Consider the following 13,994-nt stretch of genomic DNA (forward strand, 5'->3'; position numbering starts at 1 on the left):
GTGTCAAAGCGGTTTAAACCGCGAGTAATTTTTTCACGATGGGCGCGAGTGCCGCACCAATTTTCTTTGTGTTTTCGGCGTCCAAATGAACACCATCTAATGTAGAGGCCTCAGCCACAGTGCCAGCATCAAAAAATGCAACATCCATATCTTTAGCAAGCTTCTCATATAGGCCGGCGAGCTTCTTACTTTCAGCGATACCGCCGTCAAACATAGCGCGAAACTCAAGATCATCGCTTTCCACCAAAGGCGGCGGTGCGACGATTAGAACCTTTGCACAATGCCCGTTTGAAAGTCCTTGCATATGATTTTTAGCAATTTGCGTTAAACGCCGCACACCTTGCAAAGCGCCAATTGCCGTACCGCAAATATGAGGTTTCATATCATTGGCACCCAGCAAAATGATAACCAAATCAATCGGCGCATGGGTATTTAAAACCGTTGGTAAAACACGCACACCATTGCGATCACAATCGGCCAAATATTCATCATACGCCGTTGTGCGACCGCGCAAACCATTGGTTATAACGGTCACATCATCGCCCAAAGCCGCACTAAGCACATCAGGCCAACGGTGACTGACCGGATGACGACTACCAGTCTCGGGGCATGAGCCCCAAGTGAGCGAGTCGCCATATGCGAGAACCGTGGTCATGATGGTTTAAACCAACATGCCCATTGGATTTTCGATGTAGTTTTTGAATGCACCGAGCAATTCTGCACCCAGCGCACCATCCACACAGCGATGGTCTGTCGATAGCGTAACGCTCATGACGGTTGCGATCGTCAACTCACCATCTTTAACAACCGGACGCTGTTCACCAGCACCAATAGCAAGAATTGTCGCATGCGGCGGATTAACCACAGCAGAGAAGTTCTTCACGCCCATCATACCCATATTGGATACAGCAGTCGTACCGCCCTGATATTCATTCGGGCTAAGTTTCTTCTCTTTGGCGCGTTTGCCCAAATCTTTCATTTCATTGGAAATGGCAGACAGAGTTTTGGTTTCAGCAGAACGCACAATTGGTGTAATCAAACCGCCCGGAATAGACACAGCCACACCAACATCGGCATGTTTATGCTTGACCATATTTTCATCGGTCCAAGACACATTCGCATCCGGCACATCACGCAAAGATAGCGCCAGCGCTTTGATCACCATGTCATTGACGGAAATCTTGTAAGCAGGCTTATCATCTTTAACAGGCGCAGATTTGTTGAGCTGCGAGCGCAAGGAAAGCAGTGCATCCAATTCACAATCCATCGTCACATAGAAATGCGGGATGGTCTGTTTGGATTCTTGTAAACGCTTGGCAATTGTCTTGCGCATACCGTCGTGCTTGACGAGCTCGTAAGAGCCTTCTTCGAAGTTTTTCAGCACCGCTTCGGCAGATGCGCCAACTGGCATTGCTGTCGCAGCTTTTGGTGCCTCGGCTTTAGGCTGAGCGCCGCCAGCAATTGCTTCTTCAACATCGCGTTTGACGATACGGCCTTTCGGGCCGGAGCCTGAAACGGCAGTAATATCAACGCCTTCATTCTTCGCGATACGGCGTGCCAAAGGAGAGGCAAAAACTTTTGCCCCGTCTTTTGTTGGCACTGGTCCAGCAGAACCGCCCTTATCCTCGCTAAGTGGCTTGGAATCAGCCGCCGATGTTTTGGCCGCAGGCGTTGGCGCTTCAGAAGCGCTTTCAGCTTTTGCCTCGGCAGGAGCCTCTTGCTTCGCTGGCGCAGAAGCACCGCCTTTAGCAGCTTCAGAAGCATCTTCGCCCTCTTCAGCCAAAATCGCGATGACAGCGTTCACCTTGACGTTTTCAGTACCCTCTTCGACAAGGATCTTGGCAATCGTACCTTCATCAACCGCTTCGACTTCCATCGTTGCCTTGTCGGTTTCGATTTCAGCAATCACATCGCCGGGGCCAACTTTGTCGCCTTCTTTGACCAACCATTTGGCAAGGTTACCCTCTTCCATCGTTGGCGAAAGTGCGGGCATTGTAATATTAATAGGCATGATAGACCTCCTTAACCCGCGTAAGTGACAGCTTTAACAGCATCAATGACTTCATCTACATTTGGCAATGCCAGTTTTTCAAGATTGGCCGCATAAGGCATTGGCACATCTTTACCGCAGATCGAAATGATCGGCGCATCAAGATAGTCAAATGCTTCGCGTTGCACTTTGTTTGCGATGAAATCACCAACAGATGATTGTGGGAAGCCCTCTTCAACAGTCACCAAACGGCCTGTCTTTTTAACGCTTTCCAAAATTGTCGGAATATCCATCGGGCGGATTGTGCGAAGATCGATCAATTCACAATCAATGCCCTGCTCGCTCAGCGCTTCCATAGCCTTGATGGCGTAAGTCATGCCAATACCGAAGGAAACGATTGTACAATCTTTACCCTTTTTATGAATGCGTGCCTTGCCGATTGGCAAAACAAAATCATCCATATCCGGCACATCAAATGTTTGGCCGTAAAGAACCTCGTTTTCCAAGAAGATAACAGGGTTCGGGTCGCGGATTGCCGCTTTGAGCAAGCCTTTTGCATCAGCCGCCGTATAGGGCATGATAACTTTCAAGCCCGGCACATGGCTATACCAAGCAGCATAACATTGTGAGTGCTGTGCACCCACACGCGCTGCGGCACCGTTTGGACCACGGAACACCATTGGTGCGCCCATCTGGCCGCCAGACATATAAAGCGTTTTGGCAGCAGAGTTGATAATTTGGTCTATCGCCTGCATCGCAAAGTTGAATGTCATAAACTCAACAATTGGACGCAAACCTGTCATCGCAGCGCCAACGCCAACACCGGCAAAACCATGCTCTGTGATGGGTGTATCGACAACGCGGCGCGGTCCGAACTCATCAAGCAAGCCTTGCGTGATTTTATACGCGCCTTGATATTCGGCGACTTCCTCACCCATGACAAACACATCGTCACTGGCGCGCATTTCTTCGGCCATAGCATCGCGCAAAGCAACACGAACAGTTGTTGGCACCATTTTCGTGCCTTCGGGAATATCGGGATCAGATGCAGGCTCAACAGCGATTGGCTCTGCAGGAACAGATGCCGCCTTGCTATCATCCTTGGCTGGCGCTGAACTGTCGTCAGATGGTTCGGATTTAGCAGATGATTTTTCAGCATTAATATCGCCCGCGCTTTCGCCCTCTTCTAATAGAATAGCGATGACAGCGTTGACCTTAACGTTTTCGGTCCCTTCGGCGACAACGATTTTGCCGATGGTTCCCTCTTCAACGGCTTCCACTTCCATGGTTGCCTTGTCCGTTTCAATTTCAGCGATCACATCGCCGGGGCCGACTTTGTCGCCCTCTTTAACAGTCCATTTGGCCAGATTGCCTTCTTCCATTGTTGGAGAAAGCGCAGGCATAAGAATATCGATAGGCATGCTGGTATCTCCCCTTAAAGCAAAATGTCGGTGTAAAGTTCAGAAACATCAGGCTCGGGGCTGTTTTGCGCAAACTCTGCAGCATCCACCACGATTTCCCGAATTTCCTTATCGATGACCTTCAAATCATCTTCCGTAGCCAGTTTTTCAGCAATAATACGCTGTTTGACCTGTTCAATCGGATCTTGCTCCGAGCGCATTTTCTGCACTTCGTCTTTGGTGCGGTATTTCGCAGGGTCAGACATTGAGTGACCGCGATAGCGATATGTCATCATCTCAAGAATGATTGGACCATCGCCATTGCGGCAATGGTTGAGCGCATATTCCGAAGCGGATTTCACGGCACGAACATCCATACCATCAACCTGAATGCCAGGAATACCGAAAGATACACCGCGCATTGAGAAATCAAGCTGCGCTGCATGGCGTTTTGTCGATGTACCCATCGCATAACGGTTGTTTTCAATCACATAGATTGTCGGCAGCTTCCACAACGCTGCCATGTTAAAGCTCTCATAGACCTGACCCTGGTTGGCCGCGCCATCGCCGCAGAACGATACAGAGACATTACCATTATCTCGGTACTTGTTCGCAAAAGCCAAACCTGTGCCGAGCGAAACCTGCGCGCCAACGATACCATGACCGCCGTAAAAGTTCTTTTCGCGGCTAAACATGTGCATTGAGCCGCCCTTACCGCGCGAATAACCATCGCTGCGACCTGTAAGTTCGGCCATAACGCCGCGGCTTTCCATGCCCATAGCCAACATATGACCATGATCACGGTAAGCAGTAATCATCTGATCACCATCATTCATATTCATTTGGATGCCGGTAACAACAGCTTCTTGACCGATATAAAGGTGACAGAAGCCACCGATTTGACCCATACCGTACAGCTGGCCCGCTTTTTCTTCAAAGCGGCGGATCAAAAGCATATCGCGATATGCCTTCAGCTCTTCATCTTTGGAAAGTTTTGCCGGCTCAGGTGCCGGAATAGAACCAAGCAAAGCATGATCGACCGCTTTCTTAGGTGCAGATTTACGCGCGCGTGCTGCCATGAAGATCTCCCGTTACATTATTATCTGAATTAACACTAACGCAGCGCAAAGGAGTTGCAAGAGGCATTTTTGCATAACACGGACACGTTAAGTGGCTATTTTATTTGAAAAATAGTGCAATTAACTGAAATCGAGTTAATTGCTGCTATGCAGCATTATGAGTTCATTAGAACGAGTCAATCCGAGCGCCCTGCGCGCTGTTTCATCAATCAAATCACGCTCCAACGATCCATCGCTTAAAAGCTTGGTACGCGTTTGCAATTCGCCGCGGCGTTTTTCCAATGAAGCCAGCTCAACACCGAGCCTTGATATTTCAGCATCATAGCGTTCACTTGAATTAAGACCAAGCGTTCCATTAACAGCATGAAATACAAAATAGCCAAGCAGACAGCACGCCAGCACTGGTACCACGACGACGCGCAGTTTTGATCTCTTATATTGTCTGGTCCACATACACACACCTGAAAGTAATAACTGATCCAGAAGGTATACGGTCTTGGTTAAGCCTCACCCAAAAAACATAGCTAACAAAACGTAAAAGGCCGCGCTGGAAGAAAATCCAGCGCGGCCTTTTTAATAAAAGCTCAGTAACTATTATTTCCGCAAAATTGAGCGGCCCGCATATTGCGCGTAATTGCCAAGCTCTTCTTCAATGCGAATGAGCTGGTTGTATTTCGCGAGCCGGTCTGAACGGGCAAGCGAACCGGTTTTGATTTGTCCGCAATTGGTAGCAACAGCCAAGTCAGCAATGGTTGCATCTTCGGTTTCACCTGAACGGTGAGACATAACAGCCGTATAACCAGCTTTATGCGCAAGCTCGACAGCATCCAAAGTTTCGGACAATGTGCCAATCTGGTTGACCTTGATAAGAATGGAGTTTGCAACGCCCTTCTCAATGCCGGTCTTCAAACGCTTGGTGTTGGTTACAAACAAATCATCGCCAACGAGCTGGCAAGTCGAACCGATAAGGGCCGTCAACTCAGCCCAGCCATCCCAGTCATCTTCGTCCATGCCGTCTTCAATCGAAATGATTGGGTAATCAGCCGCAAGTTTAGCAAGGTATTTTGCTTGCTCAGATGGCGTGCGCGTAACACCCTCACCTTTGTAAACATAATTGCCATCTTTAAAGAATTCAGACGCAGCGCAATCAAGTGCGATATACATGTCTTCGCCCGGCTTGTAGCCAGCTTCCTTGATCGAATCCATAATGAAATCAAGCGCATCAATTGCACTGGAAAGGTTCGGTGCAAAACCGCCCTCATCACCAACTGATGTGTTGTGGCCAGCAACAGACAAACGCTTTTTAAGAACATGGAAAACTTCAGAACCCATGCGCACAGCATCTTCAAGAGATTCAGCACCAACCGGAGAAATCATAAATTCTTGAAAATCAATTGGGTTGTCAGCATGTTCGCCGCCATTGATAATGTTCATCATTGGCACAGGCAAAATGCGAGCATTTGGGCCGCCTACATATTTATAAAGCGGCAGGCCAAGATAGTTTGCAGCGGCATGCGCAACAGCCAGCGAAACACCAAGAATAGCGTTAGCGCCAAAATTGGCTTTATTTTCTGTGCCGTCCAACTCGATCATTGTTTCATCGATTTGGCGCTGCTGTGTCGCGTCCATTCCGCCGATCGCATCAAAGATAGGACCGTTGATTGCGTCGATTGCTTTTGAAACGCCCTTGCCACCATAGCGGCTACCACCGTCACGCAATTCAACCGCTTCATAAGCACCAGTTGAAGCACCCGATGGTACAGCTGCACGGCCAAGCGTACCGTCTTCCAGAATAACATCGACCTCCACAGTAGGATTGCCGCGGCTATCAAAAATTTGGCGGCCAATAATGTCGATAATTGCAGTCATTTTCTAATCCTTATCATACGTAAGTCATATATCTCGTCTTTGCATAAACGAGACCGTTAAAAAGTAAAATAGGCCTGCGAGCGATTTCATGCGCCTGACATAATCAAGCGAGCGGCCGCAAACCAATCGTTGCGCCTGATAAATCAGGCAGATTTCGCCAAAGCGTCAAAAGCCATTAGTTTTAAAAGCAGCGATTTCATGTCTTTTAAGTGCATCATGTTTGGCCCATCAGATGGTGCATTATCAGGGTCTTGGTGCGTTTCTATAAAGAGCCCCGCCACACCGACCGCTACAGCGGCTTTGGACAAATAAGGCACCATACGGCGATCCCCGCCAGAAGATGTGCCTTGCCCACCGGGTTGTTGAACCGAATGGGTTGCATCAAAAATGATCGGTGCACCTGTTTCAGCCATGATGGGAAGCGCGCGCATATCTGAAACCAGCGTATTATAGCCAAAGCTGGCGCCGCGTTCCGTTAACATGACATTTGGGTTGCCGCTATCTGTGACTTTTTTCAATACATTCGTCATATCCCATGGCGCAAGAAACTGGCCTTTTTTGACATTAACGACCTTGCCTGTTTCAGCGGCAGCAATCAGCAGATCGGTCTGGCGACACAAAAAGGCTGGGATTTGCAAAACGTCACACACTTCACCAACCGGCGCACACTGCTCAGCCGTGTGAACATCGGTTAGAACAGGCAAATCGAGGCTTGTCTTAATTTCTGCAAAAACATCCATCGCCTTTTTAAGGCCAAGGCCACGCTGACCGGAAATCGATGTGCGGTTTGCCTTGTCGTATGATGTTTTAAAAACAAACCCGATACCAAGCTCTGCGCAGATCTCTTTTAATGCAGATGCCATTTCCATCGCATGATCGCGACTTTCCATTTGGCACGGACCCGCGATAAGCGACAAAGGCAGTGCATTGCCGAACGAAACATTACCAGCTTTAACAACTGAATTGACTGTAGAACTCATTTTTAAATCGCCTTCTTAATTGCCTTCAAAAGCAAAAAACGCGCCCTGCCCATTGGCAGCTGGCACGATGATATAACGCCCTGTATCACGGTATTCGATATTGCCTTGTTTAAGCGCAGCAAGCAGCGCATTTTTATCTGCTGCAAAAACGATCCCTTCAAGACGTAGGCCGCGGTCCAATGTTTGTCGCGTAGCGCCGAACATCGCTGTCAAACCTTCTGGCGTCAAAACATTAAAATTCACATTTGCCGATGTGATTTCCATACCGAAGGAATGAGACGGCGTGTCTCGGTTTCCAATCACAGGCTGAAGAAAATATTGAAAATCTGAAGGAACAAATTCGCTTAGAATTATCTCTTTAATACCGGTAACACCATTGGCATGACTGGTCAGCGATGAACGATCAACATTGGGGGTGTTGATACGTTCACATGTAAAGAAAGTAGCATCCGGTGCGCGGTCATCTCTTGCAAAAGAAAGCTTGAACGATGCACGTTCTTTTTTGCCATTACCGTCCACAAAATTGCGACCGAAAGATAATTTTTTGCCAGCTGAAATACCCAGCTTTTGAAATGCCTTATGGTCCGCATCCGCATCATTGGTTTTAAAAGCAACAGCAGAGAACCCATCCTGCGCGACACGGAAGCGATACGTTTGATCCAGCTTCGTGAATACATTTCCTTTTGTTGCCGTCGCTTCGCAATCCTCACGCTGAGCAATGCCTAACGGTTCGAGATATGTATCATCGCTAAAGAAAACACAGGCATTTTCAGTACCAAAAGGATGGCGCGCATCCGCAGCCACAGTAAAACCAAGCGCCTGATAGCGCTCACGGCTAACCTCAAGACTTTCGACTGGTAGAACCGCATGATCAAAGAATTTTGCTGACATCGATTTTCCGCTTTCTAATGTTGATGAAGCTCTGCCCGATTTCCAAACTATCCGCAAGCGCATGCACCAATGAACTGACAATTTGAAACTAAGTTGCTCACCTGCCCGTCTATTCTATAATGATGATAGGAGGAAATGCGAATGATCAGGAATATGTTTCCAAGCGCTTTTTTCGCGCTGGCTTTATTGCTCACACCTGCCACGGCAAATGCGCAGTCCGATAATAATGCAGCACGCGGCGTAATCACCAATCAACTGGAAGCATTTATCGCCCGTGATTTTGATCTGGCTTATTCATTCGCGTCAGACAATATCAAAGGCATATTCCCAACGGTGGAACAGTTCATGGCGATGGTTGAAGGCGGTTACTTGCCCGTTTTAAGACCCGGCAATTATGCCTTTGGAAACACTGAAAATTTAACCGAAGGCCGCATCAAACAAGACTTACTAATCCGCGCACCAGATGGGTCAGATTGGACCGCAATATATTACATGCAGCGACAACCTGACGGTAGCTGGAAAATCGATGCCGTTAATCTGCGCAAAGGCGCAGCTGGCATGACCTAAACATCTACTTTAAGTAAGGCACTTAAAGTGCATCAATATCACCAGCAGCCCAGCGTGCTTCTGTTTCTTCTGCAAATTGCGCAAAATTGTTACTTGATATTGCGTCTCTAATACCCGCCATAAGGTGTTGATAATATGCAATATTATGCCAACTTAACAACATCATTCCGAGCATTTCGTTCGAGCGAATAAGGTGATGCAAATAAGCGCGTGAATACGTATTTGATGCTGTGCAATTGACGCCTTCATCCAAAGGTCGATTGTCTTCGGCATGACGCGCATTCTTCAAGTTCACACGGCCACGTGTTGTAAATGCCAAGCCGTGACGACCTGAGCGCGTTGGCATGACACAGTCAAACATATCAACACCGTGGGCAACCGAGCGCAGCAAATCCTGCGGCGTACCAACACCCATCAAATAGCGCGGTTTTGCAGAAGGCAAAATCGGACAAACAACGTCGAGCATGGACAGCATAACGTCTTGCGGCTCACCAACAGCAAGGCCGCCAATTGAATAACCTTTGAGGTCCATATCGACCAGCGCCTGTGCAGATTGCTCACGAAGTTTCACATTATCGCCGCCCTGCACAATGCCGAACATCGCTTTGCCCGGCTGGTCACCAAAGGCGACTTTACACCGTTCTGCCCAGCGCAAAGATAATTCCATCGCGCTTTTCATCGTGTCATGATCGGCAGGCAGCGCCACACATTCATCAAGCTGCATCTGAATATCAGAACCCAAAAGCCCCTGAATTTCAATCGAGCGCTCCGGTGACATCTCGAACAATTTGCCATCCACATGGCTTTTAAACGTCACGCCCTCTTCACTCATTTTGCGCAAAGCAGACAGGCTCATCACTTGAAAGCCGCCGCTATCTGTCAGGATTGGACCATCCCATCCGATGAACTTATGCAAGCCCCCAAGCCGGTCCATACGCTCAGCGCCCGGCCGCAGCATCAAATGATATGTGTTGCCTAAAATAATATCAGCGCCAGCATCTTTAACCTGATTAAGGTAAAGCCCTTTGACTGTTCCAACCGTACCAACGGGCATAAAGGCCGGCGTTTGAATATCGCCGCGCCCCGTATGAACAGTACCGCGCCGCGCCATGCCATCACTATTGTGTAGCGTGAAACCAAAATTTTGCGTCATTCGTCAGAACCTTCAGGAAAAAGCAGGCTTGAATCGCCATAAGAATAAAATCGATAATCATGCGCCTTGGCATGCTCGTAAGCTGCACGCATATTTTCATAGCCTGCAAAAGCACTCACAAGCATCATCAAGGTTGAACGCGGCAAATGAAAATTTGTCATCAAAAGATCGACAAATTTAAATTTATAGCCAGGCGTTATAAAAATGTCAGTCGCACCGCGCCACGCCTCCAGATTGCCATCCGTTTTAGCCGCACTTTCAAGCAAGCGTAATGATGTTGTGCCAACGGCAACAATACGGCCACCGGCCTGTTTAACGGCATTGAGCCGCTCGGCAACATCACCAGTAATCGTGCCAATTTCTGAATGCATTTTATGGTCTTTTGTATCATCTACTTTGACAGGTAAAAATGTTCCTGCGCCAACGTGAAGCGTTACGAATTCACGCCCGATACCAGCCTTGTCCAATGCAGCAAAAAGTTCGTCGGTAAAATGCAATCCGGCAGTGGGCGCAGCCACAGCGCCATTTTCGCGCGCATAAATTGTCTGATAATCTTTTAAATCTCGACCATCATCTTCGCGCTTTGCGGCGATATAGGGTGGAAGCGGCACATGGCCCACGGCCATGATTGCTATATCAAGATCCGGTCCGCTGCAATTAAACACAAGGCGCACTTCACCGCCATCTAACTTTTCAGCAATATGTGCATTCAGTTCAGAACCAAAAGTAACAAGATCGCCCACACGCAGCTTTTTTGCGCCTTTAGCAAAAGCATTCCAGCTATCGGGCGCACCGCGCAAATGAAGCGTAAAGCCAACTTCAGAGCCGGGAGCACCGTCGCGCTCACGGATACCATTAAGCTGCGCAGGAATGACTTTCGTGTCGTTGAAAACAAGGCAGTCACCGGCCTTTAAAAACTGAACCAGTCCGCTGACTTGCGAATCTGTGCGGCCTGATGGTTTGACCACAAGCAATTTTGCACTGTCACGCGGCTCAGCTGGGCGCAGCGCAATATGCTTTTCAGGAAGCTCGAAATCAAAATCATCTACGCGCATTAGGCAAGTCCACACATGCAAAAGGCAGGCCATCACCTGAAGGCCTGCCCATTAAGCTATTATAGTAGTCGCTTACAAATCAGCCGCAATTTTCGCTGTTGTAATTGAATCAGGCATTTGAACCGGTTCACCGCGTTTTAGCTGGTCAACATTGTCCATACCTTCGGTGACTTGGCCCCAAACAGTATATTGCTTGTTCAAGAAGCTAGCATCATCAAAAACGATGAAGAACTGTGAGTTTGCAGAATTTGGGTTCTGCGCACGCGCCATAGAACAAGCACCGCGGCCATGATTTTCGTCAGAAAATTCTTGTGCAAGATCAGGCTTGTCTGAACCACCCATGCCAGCACGGTTAGCATCAAATGATGCGCCACCCTGTTTGCCGAATTTAACATCGCCAGTTTGTGCCATGAAGCCATCAATAACGCGGTGGAACACCACACCATTATACTCACCTGCACGGGCAAGTTCTTTGATACGCGCAACATGGTTAGGCGCCAAATCAGGACGCATTTCAATAACAACTTCACCCTTAGTTGTATCAAGGATGAGTGTATTTTCTGGATCTTTATAAGCCAAATTTTATTCCTTCGTTTTGGGATATGAAAACATTCGTGACATGTCCCTATTATTTGTCGGCGGCAATCTCAACCTTGATCATGCGATCTGGACCAGAAACTGAGCCCGATTGACCAGAACCACGTTTGATTTCGTCCACAAACTCCATTCCGCTCTCAACTTCACCAACAACTGTGTACTGACCATTGAGAAAGTCACCATCGGCGAACATGATAAAGAACTGCGAATTGGCAGAGTTCGGGTTCTGTGATCGTGCCATGCCTACAACACCGCGCTTGAAATGCGTGTCTGTGAACTCGGCATCAATATCGTCAAGCTTAGAACCACCAGTGCCCGCACGATCCGCGCTATAACCATCTTCCATATCGCCGAACTGAACATCGCCCGTTTGCGCCATGAAGCCTTCAATCACGCGGTGGAAAGCCACATTGTCATACTCACCAGCGCGCGCGAGCTTTTTAATTTGCTCAACATGTTTTGGAGCAAGGTCTGGACGCAAAGCAACAACCACTTCGCCCGATTTAAGGGTGATAACCATTGTGTTTTCTGGTTCAGCGGCAAAAGCAGCAATTGTGGATGCCGCAGCAATTGTAATTGCGGCCAGTGCGCCACCAATGAATTTTCCTAAACGCATAAAAATATCCTGTTTATTTGAGTTTTTTGAGCGCCTGCAACACTGGCGCCGGTACAAATGACGACACATCGCCGCCCATGACTGCGATCTGCCGCACTAATGTGGCACTGATCGGGCGTGTCTCAACTGTTGCAGGAATAAATATTGTTTGAATATCCGGTGCGAGCTGCGCATTCATGCCTGCCATCTGCATTTCATAATCAAAATCAGAAGCATCGCGCAGACCGCGCACAATGGCTTTTGCATCCGCTTTTCGAGCGGCATCAACCACCAAACCGTCAAATGCAACAATTGTTACACAGCTCGGATCGAGCGCTGAATCGCTCAGCGATTGCTCAATAAGAGCTTTGCGCTGATCAAAATCAAACATGCCTTTTTTAACAGCATGAACGCCAATACCAATGACAACGCGGTCAAATGATGTGAGTGCGCCTTCCAAAACAGCCATATGGCCGTTGGTAATAGGATCGAAGGAACCTGAATAAAAACCGATACTAAGCTTTGTCATGATTTTGATTTATCCGTATTTCAGCTGGCTTGAAAGTCGTAAATCAATCGCCTTCGCATAAAACAGGATAAACTGCTTTACCGATACGCAATATTCCGGCTTCGCCATATTCATCTGCGGTCGAAACACGCACCGTGCGCAATGAAATAAGAACAACATCAACACTATCATCGGTGAAATCAACCAGCATGCGTTTATCATCCTGAAATGCTTGCCCAACAATGATCGTTGTGCCTTCACCTTCAGTCGTGGACCATGTTCTGCCAAAAGCGGTCACCCGCGCAGACAAAACAGACAGCACATCCAAACGCCCTACATTCATAGATATTTCACCGCTTCGCCCATCAACCGCGCGGCACTCAATATTGGCCGATGCAGACGCAGAGAAAGTAAAAAGGCCTGCAAAAACAGTCAGGAAGAAAAGCTGTAAACTGGCTCGTTTTAATAACATTGAGGCCTCCTCACAGGCTGAACACGCATCTGTGTACGTAAATGATGCAACTTTAAATCACATCCCGCGTTATATCAGCAAGTCAACAAATGCACCGCACGAGACTCCAGCAGTTGCGGCGCGCAAAACAAGTAAGAATAGGAACGCAAAATGTTCGCACTTTATACCGCCGCTTTCGCAATCGCACTTTTAACAATCACAAGCGGTTTGTCCGCTGCTCTTTTGATACGTCAAGAACAATCGAAATAACTTAAGCGCGCTTTGTTAGAGCCAACCAAATACCGGCGCCAATAAGCGCAGTGCCTGATATGCGTTCAATCAAACGAATATTGGACTGTGTAAGCCAGCTTCCCGTTCTGCCAGCGGCAAGCGCATAAATCCCGTCACCAACGGCACCGATAATCATAAAAATACCGCCCAGTATAATTGTTTGAACAGAGGCATTGCCTTCCGCGACAATAAATTGCGGAATAAATGCGCCAAAGAAGAACAGTGCTTTAGGGTTTGACCAGATTACAAAAAATCCTTGCCAAAAATAGCCGTTCATTGAATGTTTCTTTGTGCGCATCTCATTAGGGTTTGCTAATGCGCCGTTTGAACGCCACATCATGATACCCAGATAGATGAGATAAGCTGCCCCGAACAGCTTCACATAATCGAAGATCTCACCCATTATAGAGACGACGGCCTGCAAACCGAAGGCAAGTACGCCGATCATAATCGCTAGGCCAAACTGCGTGCCAGCAATATTCATAAAGCCAGCTTTAGAGCCTGACCGTAGCGAGTTAGCGATAATCACCGTAACCGTCGGGCCAGGCACGACAACAATTGCTGCTCA

16 protein-coding genes are annotated in these 13,994 nt (G+C 48.0%); 1 reads left to right on the forward strand and 15 read right to left on the reverse strand.

Annotated features, from left to right (window positions below; translation table 11 throughout):
- Nucleotides 1-13 precede the first annotated feature (13 nt).
- The 8 genes from C504_RS0103340 to C504_RS0103375 all read right to left on the reverse strand — a co-directional run bounded on the left by C504_RS0103340 (nucleotide 14) and on the right by C504_RS0103375 (nucleotide 8,209).
- Nucleotides 14-655, reverse strand: a complete 642-nt coding sequence (locus C504_RS0103340; RefSeq protein WP_018687890.1) for an SGNH/GDSL hydrolase family protein — start codon at nucleotides 653-655, stop codon at nucleotides 14-16.
- A 6-nt stretch (nucleotides 656-661) separates the two neighbouring features.
- Nucleotides 662-2,011 (reverse strand): pyruvate dehydrogenase complex dihydrolipoamide acetyltransferase, encoded by a 1,350-nt coding sequence (locus C504_RS0103345; RefSeq protein WP_018687891.1) that lies wholly within the window; start codon nucleotides 2,009-2,011, stop codon nucleotides 662-664.
- Nucleotides 2,012-2,022: 11 nt separating this feature from the next.
- Nucleotides 2,023-3,411, reverse strand: a complete 1,389-nt coding sequence (locus C504_RS0103350) for a pyruvate dehydrogenase complex E1 component subunit beta (protein ID WP_018687892.1) — start codon at nucleotides 3,409-3,411, stop codon at nucleotides 2,023-2,025.
- 14 nt (nucleotides 3,412-3,425) lie between these two features.
- On the reverse strand, nucleotides 3,426-4,469 hold the full coding sequence (gene pdhA / locus C504_RS0103355; protein WP_018687893.1) for a pyruvate dehydrogenase (acetyl-transferring) E1 component subunit alpha: 1,044 nt from the start codon (nucleotides 4,467-4,469) through the stop codon (nucleotides 3,426-3,428).
- A gap of 135 nt (nucleotides 4,470-4,604) precedes the next feature.
- Nucleotides 4,605-4,922 carry an FtsB family cell division protein gene (locus C504_RS0103360; protein WP_026317183.1) on the reverse strand — a complete coding sequence of 106 codons (318 nt, stop codon included), beginning with the start codon at nucleotides 4,920-4,922 and terminating at the stop codon, nucleotides 4,605-4,607.
- A 141-nt stretch (nucleotides 4,923-5,063) separates the two neighbouring features.
- Nucleotides 5,064-6,338, reverse strand: coding sequence for a phosphopyruvate hydratase (gene eno / locus C504_RS0103365; protein ID WP_018687895.1), 1,275 nt, complete (start codon nucleotides 6,336-6,338; stop codon nucleotides 5,064-5,066).
- Nucleotides 6,339-6,481: 143 nt separating this feature from the next.
- Nucleotides 6,482-7,318: a 3-deoxy-8-phosphooctulonate synthase gene (kdsA, locus tag C504_RS0103370; protein WP_018687896.1), complete on the reverse strand. Its 837-nt coding sequence runs from the start codon at nucleotides 7,316-7,318 to the stop codon at nucleotides 6,482-6,484.
- Between the two features lie 15 nt (nucleotides 7,319-7,333).
- Nucleotides 7,334-8,209 (reverse strand): VOC family protein, encoded by an 876-nt coding sequence (locus C504_RS0103375; protein WP_018687897.1) that lies wholly within the window; start codon nucleotides 8,207-8,209, stop codon nucleotides 7,334-7,336.
- A gap of 141 nt (nucleotides 8,210-8,350) precedes the next feature.
- Here C504_RS0103375 and C504_RS0103380 point away from each other — a divergent pair, with 141 nt between their 5' ends.
- Entirely contained in the window at nucleotides 8,351-8,776 is a 426-nt protein-coding gene (locus tag C504_RS0103380) for a DUF4864 domain-containing protein (RefSeq protein ID WP_026317184.1), read from the forward strand.
- A 22-nt stretch (nucleotides 8,777-8,798) separates the two neighbouring features.
- On the opposite strand, the gene tgt is transcribed toward C504_RS0103380, so the two are convergent.
- The 7 genes from tgt to C504_RS17105 form a co-directional block, all read right to left on the reverse strand.
- On the reverse strand, nucleotides 8,799-9,929 hold the full coding sequence (gene tgt / locus C504_RS0103385) for a tRNA guanosine(34) transglycosylase Tgt (protein ID WP_018687899.1): 1,131 nt from the start codon (nucleotides 9,927-9,929) through the stop codon (nucleotides 8,799-8,801).
- Nucleotides 9,926-10,984 (reverse strand): tRNA preQ1(34) S-adenosylmethionine ribosyltransferase-isomerase QueA, encoded by a 1,059-nt coding sequence (gene queA, locus C504_RS0103390; RefSeq protein ID WP_018687900.1) that lies wholly within the window; start codon nucleotides 10,982-10,984, stop codon nucleotides 9,926-9,928. The genes tgt and queA overlap by 4 nt, the downstream gene beginning before the upstream one ends.
- A 72-nt stretch (nucleotides 10,985-11,056) precedes the next feature.
- A complete protein-coding gene (locus tag C504_RS0103395; protein WP_018687901.1) occupies nucleotides 11,057-11,563 on the reverse strand; it encodes a peptidylprolyl isomerase in 507 nt (168 codons plus the stop codon).
- 49 nt (nucleotides 11,564-11,612) lie between these two features.
- On the reverse strand, nucleotides 11,613-12,197 hold the full coding sequence (locus tag C504_RS0103400) for a peptidylprolyl isomerase (protein ID WP_018687902.1): 585 nt from the start codon (nucleotides 12,195-12,197) through the stop codon (nucleotides 11,613-11,615).
- A gap of 13 nt (nucleotides 12,198-12,210) precedes the next feature.
- Complete coding sequence (coaD, locus tag C504_RS0103405) at nucleotides 12,211-12,705, reverse strand: pantetheine-phosphate adenylyltransferase (protein ID WP_018687903.1); 495 nt, start codon at nucleotides 12,703-12,705, stop codon at nucleotides 12,211-12,213.
- 43 nt (nucleotides 12,706-12,748) lie between these two features.
- Complete coding sequence (locus C504_RS0103410) at nucleotides 12,749-13,156, reverse strand: hypothetical protein (RefSeq protein ID WP_018687904.1); 408 nt, start codon at nucleotides 13,154-13,156, stop codon at nucleotides 12,749-12,751.
- A gap of 250 nt (nucleotides 13,157-13,406) precedes the next feature.
- The gene (locus C504_RS17105) at nucleotides 13,407-13,976 is read right to left on the reverse strand and encodes a LysE family transporter (protein WP_018687906.1); all 570 of its coding nucleotides are present in this window, start codon (nucleotides 13,974-13,976) and stop codon (nucleotides 13,407-13,409) included.
- Nucleotides 13,977-13,994 lie beyond the last annotated feature (18 nt).

This window comes from Ahrensia kielensis DSM 5890, assembly GCF_000374465.1.
In the GTDB taxonomy this organism is placed as follows: domain Bacteria; phylum Pseudomonadota; class Alphaproteobacteria; order Rhizobiales; family Rhizobiaceae; genus Ahrensia; species Ahrensia kielensis.